The sequence below is a fragment of the Streptomyces sp. NBC_01445 genome (assembly GCF_035918235.1).
GTDB lineage: Bacteria > Actinomycetota > Actinomycetes > Streptomycetales > Streptomycetaceae > Streptomyces.
The window spans coordinates 5469268-5485878 of the sequence record NZ_CP109485.1 but is presented as its reverse complement, the minus strand read 5'-3'; the positions used below and the strand labels follow the sequence as shown (position 1 = coordinate 5485878).

At 69.8% G+C, this 16611-nt stretch carries 19 protein-coding genes, 1 tRNA gene and 1 pseudogene; 16 read left to right on the top strand and 5 right to left on the bottom strand.

The features are described from left to right. Nucleotides 1-52: 52 nt before the first annotated feature. Nucleotides 53-1789, bottom strand: a complete 1737-nt coding sequence (locus OG574_RS25020) for a helicase HerA-like domain-containing protein (RefSeq protein ID WP_326775031.1) — start codon at nucleotides 1787-1789, stop codon at nucleotides 53-55. Nucleotides 1790-1910: 121 nt separating this feature from the next. Here OG574_RS25020 and OG574_RS25015 point away from each other — a divergent pair, with 121 nt between their 5' ends. Further along, nucleotides 1911-2207 carry a type II toxin-antitoxin system VapB family antitoxin gene (locus tag OG574_RS25015; RefSeq protein WP_003955420.1) on the top strand — a complete coding sequence of 99 codons (297 nt, stop codon included), beginning with the start codon at nucleotides 1911-1913 and terminating at the stop codon, nucleotides 2205-2207. Between the two features lie 101 nt (nucleotides 2208-2308). Continuing rightward, nucleotides 2309-2953, top strand: coding sequence for a LytR C-terminal domain-containing protein (locus OG574_RS25010; protein ID WP_234374845.1), 645 nt, complete (start codon nucleotides 2309-2311; stop codon nucleotides 2951-2953). 35 nt (nucleotides 2954-2988) lie between these two features. Here OG574_RS25010 and upp read toward each other — a convergent pair whose 3' ends face one another. Next, complete coding sequence (gene upp, locus OG574_RS25005; RefSeq protein WP_100599118.1) at nucleotides 2989-3624, bottom strand: uracil phosphoribosyltransferase; 636 nt, start codon at nucleotides 3622-3624, stop codon at nucleotides 2989-2991. Between the two features lie 96 nt (nucleotides 3625-3720). On the opposite strand from upp, the gene OG574_RS25000 reads away from it, so the two are divergent. The 9 genes from OG574_RS25000 (at nucleotide 3721) to OG574_RS24960 (ending at nucleotide 9022) form a co-directional block, all read left to right on the top strand. Beyond that, nucleotides 3721-3915 (top strand): hypothetical protein, encoded by a 195-nt coding sequence (locus OG574_RS25000; RefSeq protein WP_100599119.1) that lies wholly within the window; start codon nucleotides 3721-3723, stop codon nucleotides 3913-3915. Nucleotides 3916-4068: 153 nt separating this feature from the next. Next, nucleotides 4069-4620 (top strand): tRNA adenosine deaminase-associated protein, encoded by a 552-nt coding sequence (locus OG574_RS24995; RefSeq protein WP_326775030.1) that lies wholly within the window; start codon nucleotides 4069-4071, stop codon nucleotides 4618-4620. Between the two features lie 128 nt (nucleotides 4621-4748). Further along, complete coding sequence (gene tadA / locus OG574_RS24990; RefSeq protein WP_326778606.1) at nucleotides 4749-5180, top strand: tRNA adenosine(34) deaminase TadA; 432 nt, start codon at nucleotides 4749-4751, stop codon at nucleotides 5178-5180. Between the two features lie 83 nt (nucleotides 5181-5263). After that, a tRNA-Ser gene (locus tag OG574_RS24985) sits at nucleotides 5264-5348 on the top strand. 211 nt (nucleotides 5349-5559) lie between these two features. Next, on the top strand, nucleotides 5560-5736 hold the full coding sequence (locus OG574_RS24980) for a hypothetical protein (protein WP_100599122.1): 177 nt from the start codon (nucleotides 5560-5562) through the stop codon (nucleotides 5734-5736). A gap of 31 nt (nucleotides 5737-5767) precedes the next feature. Continuing rightward, nucleotides 5768-6061: a Dabb family protein gene (locus OG574_RS24975; RefSeq protein WP_100599123.1), complete on the top strand. Its 294-nt coding sequence runs from the start codon at nucleotides 5768-5770 to the stop codon at nucleotides 6059-6061. Nucleotides 6062-6214: 153 nt separating this feature from the next. Then, nucleotides 6215-7054, top strand: a complete 840-nt coding sequence (locus OG574_RS24970; RefSeq protein ID WP_199842119.1) for an RNA polymerase sigma factor SigF — start codon at nucleotides 6215-6217, stop codon at nucleotides 7052-7054. Between the two features lie 246 nt (nucleotides 7055-7300). Beyond that, a complete protein-coding gene (locus tag OG574_RS24965; RefSeq protein ID WP_326775029.1) occupies nucleotides 7301-8161 on the top strand; it encodes an RNA polymerase sigma factor SigF in 861 nt (286 codons plus the stop codon). Between the two features lie 69 nt (nucleotides 8162-8230). Beyond that, entirely contained in the window at nucleotides 8231-9022 is a 792-nt protein-coding gene (locus tag OG574_RS24960; protein ID WP_326775028.1) for a hypothetical protein, read from the top strand. A gap of 28 nt (nucleotides 9023-9050) precedes the next feature. On the opposite strand, the gene OG574_RS24955 is transcribed toward OG574_RS24960, so the two are convergent. Then, on the bottom strand, nucleotides 9051-9260 hold the full coding sequence (locus OG574_RS24955) for a hypothetical protein (RefSeq protein WP_100599127.1): 210 nt from the start codon (nucleotides 9258-9260) through the stop codon (nucleotides 9051-9053). A 174-nt stretch (nucleotides 9261-9434) separates the two neighbouring features. Between OG574_RS24955 and OG574_RS24950 the strand changes: the two genes are divergently transcribed. The 5 genes and pseudogenes from OG574_RS24950 to OG574_RS24930 all read left to right on the top strand — a co-directional run. Further along, nucleotides 9435-9929, top strand: coding sequence for a MarR family winged helix-turn-helix transcriptional regulator (locus OG574_RS24950; RefSeq protein ID WP_326775027.1), 495 nt, complete (start codon nucleotides 9435-9437; stop codon nucleotides 9927-9929). A gap of 13 nt (nucleotides 9930-9942) precedes the next feature. Beyond that, nucleotides 9943-12480, top strand: coding sequence for an MFS transporter (locus tag OG574_RS24945; RefSeq protein WP_326775026.1), 2538 nt, complete (start codon nucleotides 9943-9945; stop codon nucleotides 12478-12480). 234 nt (nucleotides 12481-12714) lie between these two features. Beyond that, nucleotides 12715-13533 (top strand): YceI family protein, encoded by an 819-nt coding sequence (locus OG574_RS24940; RefSeq protein ID WP_326775025.1) that lies wholly within the window; start codon nucleotides 12715-12717, stop codon nucleotides 13531-13533. 37 nt (nucleotides 13534-13570) lie between these two features. Then, on the top strand, nucleotides 13571-14041 hold the full coding sequence (locus OG574_RS24935; RefSeq protein ID WP_326775024.1) for a PPOX class F420-dependent oxidoreductase: 471 nt from the start codon (nucleotides 13571-13573) through the stop codon (nucleotides 14039-14041). 74 nt (nucleotides 14042-14115) lie between these two features. Next, nucleotides 14116-14214, top strand: a pseudogene (locus OG574_RS24930) (PPOX class F420-dependent oxidoreductase); the annotation flags it as partial. Nucleotides 14215-14218: 4 nt separating this feature from the next. Here the strand turns inward: OG574_RS24930 and OG574_RS24925 are convergent. Next, a complete protein-coding gene (locus OG574_RS24925) occupies nucleotides 14219-15004 on the bottom strand; it encodes a TetR/AcrR family transcriptional regulator (protein ID WP_326775023.1) in 786 nt (261 codons plus the stop codon). An 88-nt stretch (nucleotides 15005-15092) separates the two neighbouring features. Continuing rightward, entirely contained in the window at nucleotides 15093-16601 is a 1509-nt protein-coding gene (locus OG574_RS24920; RefSeq protein ID WP_326775022.1) for an MFS transporter, read from the bottom strand. Between the last annotated feature and the right edge of the window lie 10 nt (nucleotides 16602-16611).

The window sequence follows — 16611 nt, the reverse complement described above, 5'->3', positions numbered from 1 at the left end:
CAACAAAGGTCCCGGCCCCGCACCCGCGGGACCGGGACCACCACTGAGACCGTTACCTCCGCCGCGTCCCGAACAGCGACCGCGAGATCTCCCGCCCCAACTGCGTACCGACCGACCGGGCAAGCGACTTGAAGATCCCGCTGCCCACCACCTGTTCTACGACCGACGCGTCCTCCTTGGGCTTCCCACGCCCCCCAGAACCCCGCGCCGCCGCCTTCTCCGCCTTCGCCGCCTCCGCGGCCTGCGCCTCGGCGTCCTTGCGCGCCTGCGTCTCGGCCTCCTGGGCCGTCAGCTTCTCGTACGCGGACTCACGGTCGACGGCGTTCGCGTAGCGCGAGTACAGGACCGACTCCTTCACGGCCTTGTCGAGCGCGGCCGCGTCGATGGGCCCCATCAGCGACTCGGGCGCCCGCAGCCGGGTCGCGGCGACCGGTGTCGGCGCACCCTTCTCGCTCAGCACGGTGACCACGGCCTCACCCGTACCGAGCGAGGTCACCAGCTCCTCGAGGTCGTACGCGGAGTGGGGGAACGTCCTGACGGTCGACTTCAGCGCCTTCTGGTCGTCGGGCGTGAAGGCGCGCAGCGCGTGCTGGACCCGGTTGCCGAGCTGGGCGAGGACATCGGACGGCACGTCTTTCGGCGTTTGAGTCACAAAGAACACGCCCACACCCTTGGACCGGATCAACCGCACGGTCTGCGTGATCGCCTCCAGGAACGCCTTCGACGCACCGCTGAAGAGCAGATGCGCCTCGTCGAAGAAGAAGACCAGCTTCGGCTTCTCCACATCGCCGACCTCGGGAAGGTCCTGGAAGAGATCGGCGAGCAGCCACATCAGGAACGTCGAGAAGAGATGCGGCTTGTCCTGCACGGCGGGCAGTTCGAGTACGGAGACCAGGCCGCGGCCGTCCGGGGCCGTGCGCAGCAGCTCGCTGCTGTCGAACTCGGGCTCGCCGAAGAAGTCGCCCATGCCCTGCTGCTCGAACGCGGTCAGGGCGCGCAGGATCACCCCCGCCGTGGCGGTGGAGAGCCCGCCGATGGTCTTCAGCTCCGGCTTGCCCTCGTCGGAGGTGAGGAACGTGACGACCGCGCGCAGGTCCTTGAGGTCGACGAGTTCGAGGCCCTTCTGGTCCGCGTAATGGAAGATCAGGCCGAGCGACTGCTCCTGCGTCTGGTTGAGCTGGAGGCACTTGGAGAGCAGGACCGGGCCGAAGCCGGTGATGGTGGCCCGCAGGGGGATGCCGGGGCCGATGCCGCCGAGCGCGTAGAACTCGCTCGGAAATCCGGTCGCCCGCCACTCCTGACCGACCTCGGCCGACCGCTGCGACACCCTGTGGCCCGGCTCGCCCGCGGCCGAGATGCCGGAGACGTCGCCCTTGATGTCGGCGAGGAAGACCGGGACGCCCTGCGCGGCCAGCTGCTCGGCGATGAGCTGGAGCGTCTTGGTCTTGCCGGTGCCGGTGGCGCCCGCGACGAGGCCGTGCCGGTTGAGCATCCCCAGCGGAATCCGGATCTGCGCGTCCGGCAGGCACCGGCCGTCCCACACGAGCGCGCCGAGATCGAGGGCGGGCCCGGCGAAGGCGTACCCGGCGGCGATCTCCAGGGCGGGGGCGGGGAGAGCGGGGGCCGTGGTGACGGGCTCGGGGGCGGTGGTCCCGGTGGGGGAAGCTTCACCTGTCCCGCCCGGGGCTGAGGAAGCGGCGGTTCCGGGCGTCAACCCGGCGCCCGCGTCTACCCCTGATGAAGGCTTCGCATTCGCCGGCCCGGCCGGTATCGGCTCGCTGTCACTCATTTCTGGCCCCTGTCCCCGGATTGAGTGTTCCCGGTTTGCCCATGTTTAGGACGTCATTTCCCAGACTCGCACTCCGTCTCCATGGCTGCGCCCGGAGAGCCGGGCCCGGTAGGCTTTCCGTGTGATCTTCAAGCGCATCGGAAACGGCCGGCCGTACCCCGACCACGGCCGGGAAAGCACCCGGCAGTGGGCGGACGTCGCGCCGCGCCCGGTCCGCCTCGATCAGCTCGTGACGACCAAGGGCCAGCTCGACCTCGAGACGCTCCTCGCCGAGGACTCGACGTTCTACGGCGACCTCTTCGCGCACGTCGTGAAGTGGCAGGGCGACCTGTACCTCGAGGACGGTCTGCACCGCGCCGTGCGCGCCGCGCTCCAGCAGCGCCAGGTGCTGCACGCCCGCGTCCTCGAGCTGGGCTGAGCCGCGGGCCGCGCGCCCGCGTTGACCCTTTCGGGTAGTCCCCGGCGTGGGCCAATGATCATTTAGTAGGAATCACCGCCGGGGCGCACTACGCTGCGCCCATGAGCATGCTCACTCCCCCCGGCATGGGCGGCAAGTACCGCATCACGGGAGACAAATACCCGCGTATGCGCCGGAGCCGCGGGCGCAGCAGGATCGTGCTCGCCGTCGTTGCCTCCGTCGTGGCGGTCGGCCTGATCGGCTGGGGCACTCTGCAGCTGATCGACGTCTTCACCGGCGGCGGTGACAAGGCCTCGGCCGCGGGAGCCACCGGCGACTGCCGGACGAAGACCTCGGCGTCGCCCTCGGCGAGCCCGAAGATCCTGCCGAAGCCCGGCCAGGTCACGGTCAACGTCCTCAACGCCACGCCCCGCAGCGGCCTCGCCAAGCAGACGGCGGACGAGCTGAAGAAACGTGGCTTCGCCATCGGCGACGTGGGCAACGCGACGAAGGCGTACGACAAGAAGGTCAAGGGCCCCGGGCTGCTGCTCGGCGCCAGGGCCGCCACCGACGCGGCGCTGCCGGTCCTCGGCACGCAGCTCGCCGGCGCCGAGCTGAAGACCGACACCCGCGCCAAGCCGGCCGAGGTCGACCTGATCATCGGCACCGCGTTCAAGCAGCTCACGACGAAGGCGGACGCCGACAAGGCCCTGGCCGCGCTGGCCAAGACCTCACCGACGTCCGCCACGTCGAAGAAGCACTGCTGAAATGAACTGAAGTAACGAGATCCCGTACGGGGTGGCTACTCGGCCGCCCCGTACATCCGGTCGCCCGCGTCGCCGAGGCCCGGGACGATGTACCCGTTCTCGTTGAGCCGCTCGTCGACCGAGGCCGTCACGACCGTCACCGGCGTACCGGCGAGCTCGCGCTCCATGATCTCCACGCCTTCGGGGGCGGCGAGCAGCACCACGGCCGTCACGTCGTCCGCGCCGCGCTTGATCAGCTCCTGGATCGCCGCGACGAGCGTGCCGCCGGTGGCCAGCATCGGGTCGAGGACGTAGACCTGCCGCCCGGAGAGGTCGTCGGGCATGCGCGTCGCGTACGTGGACGCCTGGAGCGTCTCCTCGTCACGCACCATGCCGAGGAAGCCCACCTCGGCGGTCGGCAGCAGCCGCACCATGCCGTCGAGCATGCCGAGACCGGCCCGCAGGATCGGCACGACCAGGGGCCGCGGGTAGGAGAGCTTCACGCCGGTCGTGCCCGAGACGGGGGTCTCGATGTCGACCAGCTCGGTGCGCACATCCCTGGTGGCCTCGTACGCGAGCAGGGTGACCAGCTCGTCGGCGAGGCGCCGGAAGGTCGGGGAGTCGGTGCGCTTGTCGCGCAGCGTGGTGAGTTTGTGCGCCACCAGCGGGTGGTCGACGACGTGGATCCGCATGTCCTCAACAGTAACCGGGTCCGGGGCGCCCTCGTGCTGGCATCAAACCCGCCATCGGAGGGAAAGTCGGAAGGACCGACTGGGGGTGGTGTGTCTATGCCGGATCAGGGCCGGCGCGACCGGCGACAGGACCCGGAGCCGGAGGACGCCGAGGACGGGCGCAGACGGCTCCGAGCCCAGTTTCTGCGGGAACTCGCGGAGTCGCGCGAGCTGCGCGACCGGGTCCGGCCACGCCGTGCCAGGGCGGCACGAATGCGGCAGCAGATGCGCATGCGCACGTTCCGCTGGTGACGCCGCGCGAACACAGCGGGCGGAAGACCTCTCCTGAAGCGATGGTTTCTGCCACGATTCCGATTGGGCGGGGCTCGGAACTGCACACCCCGCCTCCCGAGTCCGCCGGGGGGAACCCCAACCGGCACACCTGAGACCAGTGGGAGAGTCACGGTGTACTTCGCCGCACTGCTCGCGCGCACCGAAGACGGGTGGGAAGCGAGCGATACAGAGCTCGACGACGTGGAGGCCCTGTCGGATCTGACCGACCTGGCCCGTGAAGCCTCGGCCGGTGCCGAGGACGACACAGTGCTCGTCTTCATCGAACAGGAGGACGCCTGGTTCGGCGTCGTCCGTGTGGACGGCGAGGAGGACCCTCGCATCTACGTCTCCGACGCGGCCGCGGCCGCCCGGAGTTCGTACGGCGAGATCCTGCTCACCGACGAACTGCTCGGAAAGGATCCCGACCAGGACGAGCTGGACGCCCTGGATCTCGACGGGACCGAGGACGGCGAGCCCGACCCGGCCGACGAGGACGAGCCCGGGGACGACGACGCGGCGGATCCCGCCGCCGAGGCCGTGCCCCCGGGCCCGATCGGGGACCGGCTGATCCTCGCCGACCTCGGAGTCTCCGAGAAGGAGCTCCTCGCCCTCGACACCAACGACGCCCTCAGCGAGATCGCCGAGGTCCTGGGAGCGGCGGAGGTCCTCGAAACGGTCCGATAGGTCCCGCCCGTCCACCATTTGCCCATTTCTCCACGACGATGACGGTGCCGGCCGCGGTCGGCTACATTCCGCCCGTGAGCACCGCAGACCAGGCACCGGACCCCGTACGCGACCCCTGGCGGCAGGCCATGCGCCTCGCCGTCCGGGAGGCGCGGCTCGCCGCCGAGGGCGGTGACGTGCCCGTCGGGGCCGTCGTGCTCGCCCCGGACGGCACGACCGTGCTCGCCTCGGGGCACAACGAGCGCGAGGCGACCGGCGACCCGACCGCGCACGCGGAGGTGCTCGCGATCCGGCGGGCGGCCGCGGCGCTCGGGGAGTGGCGGCTCACGGGGTGCACGCTCGTCGTGACCCTGGAGCCGTGCACGATGTGCGCGGGCGCCCTCGTGCAGTCCCGGATCGACCGGGTCGTCTACGGGGCGCGCGACGAGAAGGCCGGGGCGGCCGGGTCCCTGTGGGACGTCGTCCGCGACCGGCGCCTCAACCACCGCCCCGAAGTGATCGAGGGCGTACTCGCCGACGAGTGCGCGCAGCAGCTCACCTCGTTCTTCCGGGACCGCTAGCCGGAGCCCCTGGAAAACGCTCCGTACGGGCCTCCCGGATACGGATTTCAGACCACGGCCCAACTTGGGCTAGGATCTCTCTCGGTAGCGTGTCCGAGCGGCCGAAGGAGCTCGCCTCGAAAGCGAGTGTGGCGCAAGTCACCGTGGGTTCAAATCCCACCGCTACCGCTGACAACGCCCCTCTTCCCCGGGTCACCGGAGAAGAGGGGCGTTCTGCATGTCCCGCCATGTCCAGCCGCACGCAGACCGATCGGGCAAAACGCCCCGCCCACCGGGCCGTTGGCGTCGAAAACCGGATAACCGGCTGAACAGACGTCCGGGATACACTCACGCCCGGCACAGGGGCCACACGGGATACAGGCAATGGGGAGGCCAGAGCGTGGTGCAGACGAAAAAGATAGGTCTCTTCGTCGTCGTCGTGTTCGTCCTCTACGTGATCATCACCGACCCGGCCAAGGCCGCGGACTACGTCCAGATAGGCTTCGAGGGCGTCTCGTCCGCTGCTCAGAGCATCGGCGACTTCATGACCTGGGTCGTCAACGGCGGCGGGAACTGAGCGACCTCGTCAGCGTCTGCAAGGAGTGCCCGTGATCCGCCATCTGGTCCTCTTCAAGCTCAATGAGGGCGTCCAGCGCGACGAGCCTCGCGTCGTCGAGGGCGTCAAGGCCTTCCGCGCACTCGGTGAGCAGATCCCGGAGCTGACGTTCTGGGAGTGCGACTGGAACATCACCGACCGCCCCATCGCGTACGACTTCGCCATCAACTCGGCGGTCGAGGACACCGATGCGCTCAAGCGGTACATCGAGCACCCGGCCCACCAGGCGGGTGTCGCGCAGTGGCGCGAGTTCGCCACGTGGGTGATCGCGGACTACGAGTTCTGAGCAAATCGCACGACGAAGCGGCCCTTCACCGGAACGGTGAAGGGCCTTTCTGTGCCTTTATGCCCCAACTTGCCCTTCAACACGTAGTTATGCGGTGCTTGCACACAGTGCACCTGTCTTGTGATGCTATGACCGCTTTTGACGGATGAGTTGATGGACGAGCTGACGGAGACAGAGGTGACGTTGACCGTGCCGGCCAGTACAGCGCCTCAAGCACCGCCCGCGAAGAGCCGGGGCGCCGACACCCGTGCGCTGACCCAGGTCCTCTTCGCCCAGCTCAAGGACCTGCTGCCGGGGACTCCCGAGCACACCAGGGTGCGCGCCGCCCTCATCGAGGCCAACATCCCGCTCGTGCGGTACGCGGCGGCCCGCTTCCGCAGCCGCAACGAGCCGATGGAGGACGTCGTCCAGGTCGGCACGATCGGGCTCATCAACGCGATCGACCGCTTCGACCCCGAGCGCGGCGTGCAGTTCCCGACGTTCGCGATGCCGACCGTCGTCGGCGAGATCAAGCGCTACTTCCGCGACAACGTCCGCACGGTCCACGTGCCGCGCCGGCTCCACGAGTTGTGGGTGCAGGTGACCGGCGCGACCGAGGACCTCACCACGGCGTTCGGGCGCACCCCCACCACCGCCGAGATCGCCGAGCGCCTGCGCATCGGCGAGGACGAGGTGCTCGCCTGCATCGAGGCGGGGCGCTCGTACCACGCGACCTCGCTGGAGGCGGCCCAGGAGGGCGACGGGATGCCCGGCCTGCTCGACCGGCTCGGCTACGAGGACCCGGAGCTCGACGGCGTCGAACACCGCGATCTCGTACGGCATCTGCTCGTTCAGCTGCCCGAGCGTGAGCAGCGGATCCTGCTGCTGCGCTATTACAGCAATCTGACGCAGTCACAGATCAGCGCGGAATTGGGCGTTTCTCAGATGCATGTGTCAAGACTGCTGGCCAGAAGCTTCGCGCGGCTCCGATCCGCAAACAGGATCGAAGCGTAACCGGAACGAGTGGAGTGCCTTTCTCGGCACTTCCCCGCCGAAATACGTCAGTTCCCCGCCACACCCCCCTTTTCCTGCACCGATTCACCCCATCCATGTCGACATGTCACTACAGCGTGTTGCCGACATGTGACATTCTGCGGGAACCGCGTTTGCCGCAGCCCCGCCTCCGGTATTCAGGTGGAGGCTGCGTTCCTTCCAGACGGGAGCGCCCGCCGCGACCGTCCGCGACCTCAAGGGGGTGGCATGTCCGCAGTCCAGGGCAGCTCGAAGGTGCTCACGCTCAGCAAGAGCGCGTCAGCGCCCGACGCGCTTCACAGCCCGCCTGTATCCGGGGCTTCTGAAGCCATCGACACCCGCACCCTGTCCCGCTCCCTCTTCCTGCGGCTCGCCGCACTCGACGAGAACAGCCCCGAGCGTGGCTACGTACGGGACACCCTCATCGAGCTGAACCTCCCACTGGTCCGGTACGCCGCGGCCCGCTTCCGCAGCCGGAACGAACCGATGGAGGACATCGTCCAGGTCGGCACGATCGGCCTGATCAAGGCGATCGACCGCTTCGACTGCGAACGCGGCGTGGAATTCCCGACGTTCGCGATGCCGACCGTCGTCGGCGAGATCAAGCGCTTCTTCCGTGACACGTCCTGGTCGGTGCGCGTGCCGCGCCGGCTCCAGGAACTGCGTCTCGCGCTGACCAAGGCGAGCGACGAGCTGGCCCAGAAGCTGGACCGCTCGCCGACCGTGCCCGAGCTGGCCGCGGTGCTCGGCGTCTCCGAGGACGACGTGGTCGACGGGCTCGCGGTGGGCAACGCCTACACCGCCTCCTCCCTCGACTCCCCGGCGCCCGAGGACGACGGCGGCGAGGGCTCGCTCGCGGACCGCCTCGGCTACGAGGACACGGCCCTGGAGGGCGTGGAGTACCGCGAGTCGCTCAAGCCGCTGCTCGCCAAGCTCCAGCCGCGCGAGCGCCGCATCATCATGCTGCGCTTCTTCGCGAACATGACGCAGTCGCAGATCGGCGAGGAGGTCGGCATCTCGCAGATGCACGTGTCACGCCTGCTCACGCGGACGCTGTCGCAGCTCAGGGAAGGCCTGATCGCCGACTGACGCACCGTGCGCGCCGCCGGTGCCGTTGGCAGGGTTCCGAATTGACGGACCGTCAGACACACTGGCGCGATGCGACGAGCATCGATACGCGGCCGCCGAGGCGCCCTGACGGGTGCGACGGCGGCCGTGGTCTGCCTGGGTGGTCTCCTTGCGGCGTGCGGGAGTTCCGGCGGCGGTGACGGTTATGTGGCGGTCGGCGCGGCCGGTGCCACGCCCGAGCGGACGTCGGGGCGCACGGTGGCGCCGACCGGTGATGTGGAGCTGGTGCCGCTGGACGGGGCCGACTCGGATCCGCCGGGTCCGCCGGAGGCCGGGACGGGCAGTACCGAAGGCGGCGGCGGCAAGTCCCCCGGTGGCAGCGGCAGTTCAGGGGATACGGGCGCCGGAGCCGAAGCACGTACCGACGGTGGCTCCGGGGCGTCCGAGGCGCCGGAGCCCGACGAGTCCGGGTCGCCGTCCACCGGCGGCTCCGGCGCGGGCGGCTCCGGCGGCGGCAGTCCCGGCGGCGGGTCGACGACCACGCCGTCCGCCCCGGACACCGGCACCCCGAGCGGGCCCGCCGCCCTGAAGGTCGGGGACCCGGAGCGCAAGGCCGCGGACAAACGGTGGTGCGAGGACGTGACCCTGGACATGGTCAACACCGGTGGTACCGCGGTGCGTTCGGGCACGGTGACGTTCGGGACGCACATCATCGGCGCCCTCGGCATCGACTGGGCCACCGTCGAGTCCACCCAGGACCTCCCCGTGCCGATCGACGCGGGGAAGCGGAAGAAGAAGACCTGGACGGTGTGTGTCGACGCCTGGCGGGTGCCGCTCGGCATGCACGTGGAGACGCGGGACGTCTCCGTCAAATGGAAGTGAACGGCTCTCGCGCGAGAGCCGCGATGACCTACTTGAGGGCCAGCCAGGCCACGCCGGCCACGATGACGACGGCGAGCACGATGCCGAGAATCAGACCGGCGCCGGGTCCCGACTTCGCCGGGGCGGCCTGCTGGCGCGACGGCGAGGCAGGTTCGTCGACGAAGGCGCGGAACATCTGGGTGCTCCCCGCGGGGTCGTAGTTGCCTTCGGGGGCCGGGCCCTGGGGGTTGTGTGCCATGGGGAAGGACCCTAGCGAATACGTGCGGGCGACGCCACACCCATGCTGAGCTGCGACTTTACATGTGCAACCCCTCCCCTTTACCGGGTTTTTAGGCTTGTACACCCCTTTTCGTTTGCCTGCGGCAACCAACTGTCTCTATGGTTGCCCTAAGCAACGAACGTAGGAGGTGCCGTGGCCGAGCAGAGTCAGTACGAACAGCTCGCCCGACAGTTCAGTGCCTTCGGTGCCGTCAAACGAGACCTCGCGCGGTCCCTGCCGCACGACTGTCCGGCCGGTTCGGCCGCGGTCCTCATGCTTCTCGGCCAGTACGGCGAGATGCGGATGAGCCGCCTGGCGGAACTGCTCGCCGTAGACATGTCCGTGACCAGCCGCCACGTGGCGCACGTCGCCGAACGCGGCTGGATCGACCGGTCGCCCGACCCCGCCGACAAGCGCTCCCGCATCCTCAGCCTCACCGACCAGGGCGTGAAGCAGATCGAGCTGCTCTCCGAGCGTTCGACCGAACTGCTCGCCTACCGGTTGAGCGACTGGTCCGACGACGAGGTCGGGCAGCTGATCGCGATGATGAGCCGGCTCCGCGACAGCTTCGGCGACTGCCGATACACGCCGCGACTCGCGCAGGCACTTCCGGATGCCACCGAAGAGACCACCCGTACACCCGCGTAAGTAAAGGAACCCCATGGCAACAACCACACCAGCAGGTGTGCGGGGCAGCCACGCCAAGCATGGAGGCGCAGCCGCCCCCGGCAGCGGCACTCCGATGACGCACAAGCAGATCATGGAGGCGCTGTCCGGGCTGCTGCTCGGCATGTTCGTCGCGATCCTGTCGTCGACGATCGTCACCAACGCGCTTCCCGAGATCGTCGGCGACCTGGGCGGCGGCCAGTCCGCCTACACCTGGGTCGTCACCGCCTCGCTGCTCGCGATGACCGCGACGACGCCCCTGTGGGGGAAGCTCGCCGACATCTTCAGCAAGAAGGCGCTCGTACAGATAGCCCTGATCGTCTACGTGGGCGGCTCGGTCGTGGCCGGCCTCTCGCAGAGCCCGACCATGCTGATCGCCTGCCGCGTGGTGCAGGGCATCGGCGTCGGCGGTCTGTCCGCCCTCGCGCAGATCGTCATGGCCGCGATGATCTCCCCGCGTGAGCGGGGCCGTTACTCCGGCTACCTCGGTGCGACCTTCGCCGTCGCCACCGTCGGCGGCCCGCTGCTCGGCGGCGTCATCACCGACACCTCGTGGCTCGGCTGGCGCTGGTGCTTCTACGTCGGTGTGCCGTTCGCGATCATCGCGCTTATCGTTCTGCAGAAGACGCTCAAGCTCCCCGTGGTCAAGCGGGACAACGTCAAGGTCGACTGGGCCGGTGCCTTCTTCATCACCGCCGCGGTCTGCACCCTGCTCCTGTGGGTGACCTTCGCCGACGACAAGTACGACTGGCTGTCGTGGCAGACCGGCGCGATGGTGGGCGGCGCTGTCGTCCTCGCGCTGATCTTCATCTTCGTGGAGACCAAGGCCGCGGAGCCGATCATCCCGCTGCGGCTCTTCCGCAACCGCACCATCACGCTCGCCTCGATCGCCTCGCTCTTCGTGGGTGTCGCGATGTTCACGGGCACCGTGTTCTTCTCGCAGTACTTCCAGCTGGCGCGCGGCAAGTCGCCGACGATGTCCGGTGTCATGACGATCCCGATGATCGGCGGCCTGTTCATCTCGTCGACCGTCGCGGGCCAGGTCATCACCAAGACCGGCAAGTGGAAGGCGTGGCTGGTCTCCGGCGGCGTGCTCATCACGGCGGGCCTCGGACTGCTCGGCACGATCCGCTACGACACCCAGTACTGGCACGTCGCGATCTTCATGGCGCTCATGGGTCTCGGCATCGGCATGATGATGCAGAACCTCGTGCTCTGCACCCAGAACCAGGTCGCTCCCGAGGACATCGGTTCGGCCAGCTCCACGGTCACCTTCTTCCGCTCCCTCGGTGGCGCGATGGGCGTCTCGGCGCTCGGTTCGATCATGGCCACGCGCATCACGCACTACGTCAAGGACGGCCTCACCGACCTCGGCCCCAAGGGCGCTGCCCTGGGCCACGGCGGCACCGGCGGCGGCGCCATCCCCGACCTCGACAAGCTCCCCGCGCCGCTGCGCACGATCATGGAGAGCTCGTACGGGCACGGCATCGCGGACGTGTTCCTGATCGCCGCCCCGATCGCGCTGCTCGCGCTCATCGCCACGCTGTTCATCAAGGAGATTCCCCTGCGTACCTCGAACTCCCAGGCTGTTCCGGCCGCCGAGTCCGAGTCTGAAGCGCCTGTGGCCGCGGTTGCCGGTGCTGCCGAGACGGAGGAGCTCGTTCCGGCCATGGCGGCCGCGGTCTCCGCGCCCTCCTCGGACGGCTCGACCCAGCGCCTTCAGGCGGTCGCCACGACGGCGGGCAGTGTCCCGGCGACGGCGTCCACCGGTGGCGGCACCCCGGTCCGCGGCTTCGTCCGCGGCTCCGAGAGCGCCCCGGTCCCGCGGGCGGCGGTCACGCTGATCTCGCTCGGCGGACGCCAGCTGGGCCGCGCGGTCTCCCAGGGCGACGGCGCCTACGGCCTCGACGCCCCCGGCGCCGGTTCGTACGTCCTGATTGCCTCGGCCGACGGCTACCAGCCGCAGGCCTCCACAGTCGTCGTCGGCGAGGAGCCGGTCGCGTACGACATCCTGCTCAGCGGCACCAGCGGCCTGAGCGGCGTCGTGAAGTCCGTGGACAGCAAGCTGCCGGTCCCCGGCGCCATGGTCATCGTGACCGACGTCCGCGGTGACGTCCTGGCCACCGGACTCTCCGGCGAGCAGGGCGAGTTCACCTTCGCCGAGCTGGTCCCGGGCGCCGTGACCGTTGCGGTCAACGCGGCGGGCCACCGTCCGCTCGCGCTGCCCGTCGAGGTCGGCGGCACCGGGGTCACCCGGGTCGAGATCGAGCTGCACTCCGGTGCGCAGGTCGCCGGTGTGGTCCGGGCCGCGGGCGGTGCGCTGAACGACGCGCGGGTCACGCTCGTCGACGCGGCGGGCAACGTGGTCGCCACGGCGACGACCGGTCACGACGGCGCGTACGCCTTCACCGACCTGGACAGCGGCGAGTACACGGTCATCGCGACCGGCTACCCGCCGGTGGCCACCGGCCTGACGGTCAACGGCGGCGGCGCCGAGGGCCACGACATCGAGCTCGCCCACCCCGGCGAGTGACGACCCCGGGCGGGGCGCGCTTCGAGCGGAGACGCGCCCCGGCCCGGTAGTGGGAAAAGGACCCCGGAACCGGTGGCGGCACTACGGCAGGGGACGGCCGGCCGCCACCGGACCGGGGTCCGGCCCGTTTACGGGCCATCGACCAAAGGGGCCTCGGCCATCAATTCGAGGACCCCAGCGGCGGGCGACCACGCCCGCGAGAGCGGCGCCGGTTTTCCGGCGCAAGGGAGAAGCATGGGACTGAGCGCGCGGATCCGTACCAGGGACGGATGGGCTCTGCCGCACGCCGTCGTGACGGTGACCGACATGACGGGTGCGCAGGTGCTGCGGGCCGAGGCCGACGACGAGGGGGCCGTGCACGACGCGGTGACCCTGACCCCGGGCCCGTACGTGGTGATCGTGACGGCGGTCGGTTACGCGCCGACGGCGTCCACGGCGATGGTGACGGCGAGCGGCCGTGCCGACGTCGGCACGGTGGTCCTCGCCCGGCAGGGTGGCGCCGAACTGCCGCCGCCCGGGCCGTGGACGATCGACCCGGTGCACTCCTCCGTGGGCGCGGTCGCGCAGCACCTCGGCATTTCGAGCGTGCACGGCCGGTTCACGGAGTTCGGCGGGCGCATCGAGATCGCCCAGGACGTGGAGAAGTCGCGGGTGGAGGCGGTCATCAAGGCGTCCTCCATCGACACGGGCAACGGCATGCGGGACGGGCACCTGAAGACGCCCGACTTCCTGGACGTCGAGACGTTCCCGGAGATCACGTTCCGCTCGACCGGCCTGGAGCCGGCCGGGTCCGACCGCTGGACGGTGCACGGTGAGCTGACGCTGCACGGTGTCGTACGGCCTGTGGACCTGAACCTCAGCTACCTCGGCACGGGGGCGGACCCGTGGGGCGGCACCCGGGCGGCGTTCCGGGCGACGACCGAGCTGAAGCGCGAGGACTTCGCGATGAACTACAACCAGGTCGTCCAGGCGGGCATCTCCGCGATCGGCACGACGCTGAAGGTGGAGCTGGACATCCAGGCAGTGCAGGGGGACTCGCTGCCGCAGGTATGAGCGGTTCGAGCGCGGTTCACGTCGTAGGGTGCTGGACATGGCACCCAGCATCGCGACCAACACCCGTGTCTCCCTGGACGAGTTGCTCGACTTCGTCCGCCCGCGCCACCGCGCGCTCCTGCTGACCGCCCGCGCCGACGGAACCCCGCAGGCCTCCCCCCTGACCTGCGGGGTCGACGACTCCGGGCGGATCGTCGTCTCCACCTATCCCGAACGCGCCAAGACCCGTAACGCCAAGCGGAATCCGCAGGTGAGCGTGGTCATCCTGAGTGACGACTGGAACGGACCGTGGGTCCAGATCGACGGCACCGCGGAGGTCATCGACCCGCCCGAGTCGGTGGAACCGCTGGTCGAGTACTTCCGCAACATCTCGGGCGAACACCCGGACTGGGACGAATACCGCGCCGCGATGCTCAAGCAGGGCAAGTCCATCATCCGGATCACACCGCAGCGATGGGGACCCGTGGCGACCGGCGGATTCCCGGCGCATCTCGCCCCGAGCGAGTAAAAGCCGACGGACGGAGTCCGACGCAGCGTCCCGAAGCCTGCGAAGCAGCGCGAGGGACGCAAAAAAAAGGGGCCCGCGCCGCGATGCTCAAGCAGGGCAAGTCCATCATCCGGATCACACCGCAGCGATGGGGACCCGTGGCGACCGGCGGATTCCCGGCGCATCTCGCGTGAGGTTCTAGCCGGAGGCATTCCGCTGGGCCGCGACCATCGTGTCGATGCCCGCCACCAGCAGATCGAGCGCGATCTGGAAGTCGGCCTCGCGGATGTCCTCCACCTTGTGCCCCTCGGTGCCCGCCATCAGCACCCGCGCGTTCTCGTAGTCCTCGGCCATTTCCGGGGCCAGTTCGCCGAAGGCGCCCATCGCGTGGTGGTAGTACTCGTCCTGGGTCATCCCGGCATCCGCGCAGCGCTGCACGAAGTGGCCCTCGATGGTCCCGTACCCGTACACGAACTGGAAGACGGCGGCGATCGCGCCCCGCTGGCCCTGCAGGGTGAGGCCGGTGTCCTCGATGATGCGCTGCACCTGGCGCGAGAACGCCAGCGAGTGCGGGCCGATGTTGAGGAAATGACCCGTCAGCGGGGAGGTCCAGGGGTGGCGGACCAGGCTCGCGCGGTACACCCCGGCGAGCTGCCTCAGCGGGGTGCGCCAGTCGCCGTCGGGCGCCGCGGGCTCGGGCAGTTCCATCTCGCCGAAGACGCGGTCGAGGGCCAGCTCCAGGAGGTCGTCCTTGGTGTCGACGTACCAGTAGACGGACATCGCGGTCACGCCGAGCTCGGCCGCGAGGCGCCGCATCGAGAACTTGGCGAGGCCCTCCGCGTCGAGGAGTCTCACCGTGGCCGCAGTGATCCGCTCCCGGTCGAGCGTGCTGGGCGCCTCGCTCCTGCGGGTACGCGGCGTCTTGCCCTCCAGCCAGACGCTCGTCCGCGCCGGACGCCCCGCGCGGTCGGCTGCCTTCGCCATGGCGCACCTTCCCAAAGTCCTCGTACCGGCCCCGGTTCCGGCAGCGGACCGGAACGGCCCGGTCCGCTGCCACCGATGCTATGTGCAGCTACGCCGCGGCCTTCACCGCTGAGTCTGCCCGCTCCGCCCTCCTGAGCAACGCCGCGGCCAGCAGGCCGCCCACGAGCACGGCGACCGCGCCGACCAGCTGGCTGGTCTCCAGACCCGAAGCGAACGCGTCGGCGATCCGCTCCCGCTCCGCCCCCGACTTCGCCGCGGCGAGCGCCGCCGGGAGCGAGGCCGCGGAGACGGATACGAGCGCGGCGAACCGGGAGTTCAGCACGGCGCCGAGGACGGCCACGCCGAGACCGTTGCCGAACTCGGCGAGCGTGCCGTTGACTCCGGCGCCGACGCCCGCCTTCTCCGGCGGGATCGCGCTCATGATGGCGTTCGCCATGGCGGGCATGGCGATGGAGATGCCCGCGCCCATCACGACGAGGCCGAGCAGCATGCCCCCGTACGAGTCCCCGCCGAGCAGGGCGATCGCCGCGAGACCGGCCGCGAGGCACGACATGCCGGTGGCGATGGTCGCGGGGGTGCCGAGCTTCGGCAGGATGCGCGCACCGACGCCGGTGAGGTTGAGGACGACGACCGTCAGGGCCATCGGCGCCGTGCGCAGACCGGCCTCCAGGGCCCCGTAGCCGAGCACGAACTGGAGGTGCTGGGTGAGCAGGAAGAGCGAGCCGCCCATGCCGAAGGCGACCAGGATCGCGCCGGCGACGGCGCCGGTGAACTGCTGGTTGCGGAAGAAGTGCATGTCCAGCATCGGATACGGGATGCGCAGCTCCCACACGACGAACGCGCCCAGGACCACGAGGCCGACCAGCGCGGAGATACCGACGTGCGCGGACGTCCAGCCGTGCTGCGGGCCCGAGATGATCGCGTAGACCACGCCCGTCATACCGACCGTGGACAGGAGCGCGCCGACCAGGTCGGGGCGGTCGCCGAGCGGGTTCTTCGACTCGGGGACAAGCGCGATGACCGCGATCAGGCCGATCACCGCGACCGGGATGTTGATGAGGAAGATCGCGCCCCACCAGAAGTGGTCGAGCATGACGCCGCCGATGAGCGGGCCCGCGGCGAAGCCGAGGGAGTTCACGGTGGCCCACAGTCCGATCGCCCTGACCCGCTCCTTGTCGTCGAAGATCTGCACGACGACGGCGAGCGTGGTGGTCATCAGGAGCGCGCCACCGATGCCCATGCCGGCGCGCGCGGCGATCAACTGCCCGGTGGACTGGGCGAGGCCGGCGACCAGCGATCCGGCGCCGAACAGGACGAGCCCGGCCGCGAGCATCTTCTTGCGCCCGTAGCGGTCGGCGGAGCTGCCCGCGGTGAGCAACAGACCCGACTGGACCAGCGAGTACGCGTTGATCATCCACTGGATGTCGGAGGTCGAGGCGTCCAGCTCCCGGGTGAGGGAGGGGATCGCCACGTTCAGGACGGTGTTGTCGAGCAGCACGGTGAGCTGGGCGAGGCAGATGACGCCGAGGATCAGCCAGCGCTGCGGGTGGCCGCCGCCGGTGGCGGCCGTTGAGTTCTCGGCGGTCGTCGCCGTCATGTTCGGATTC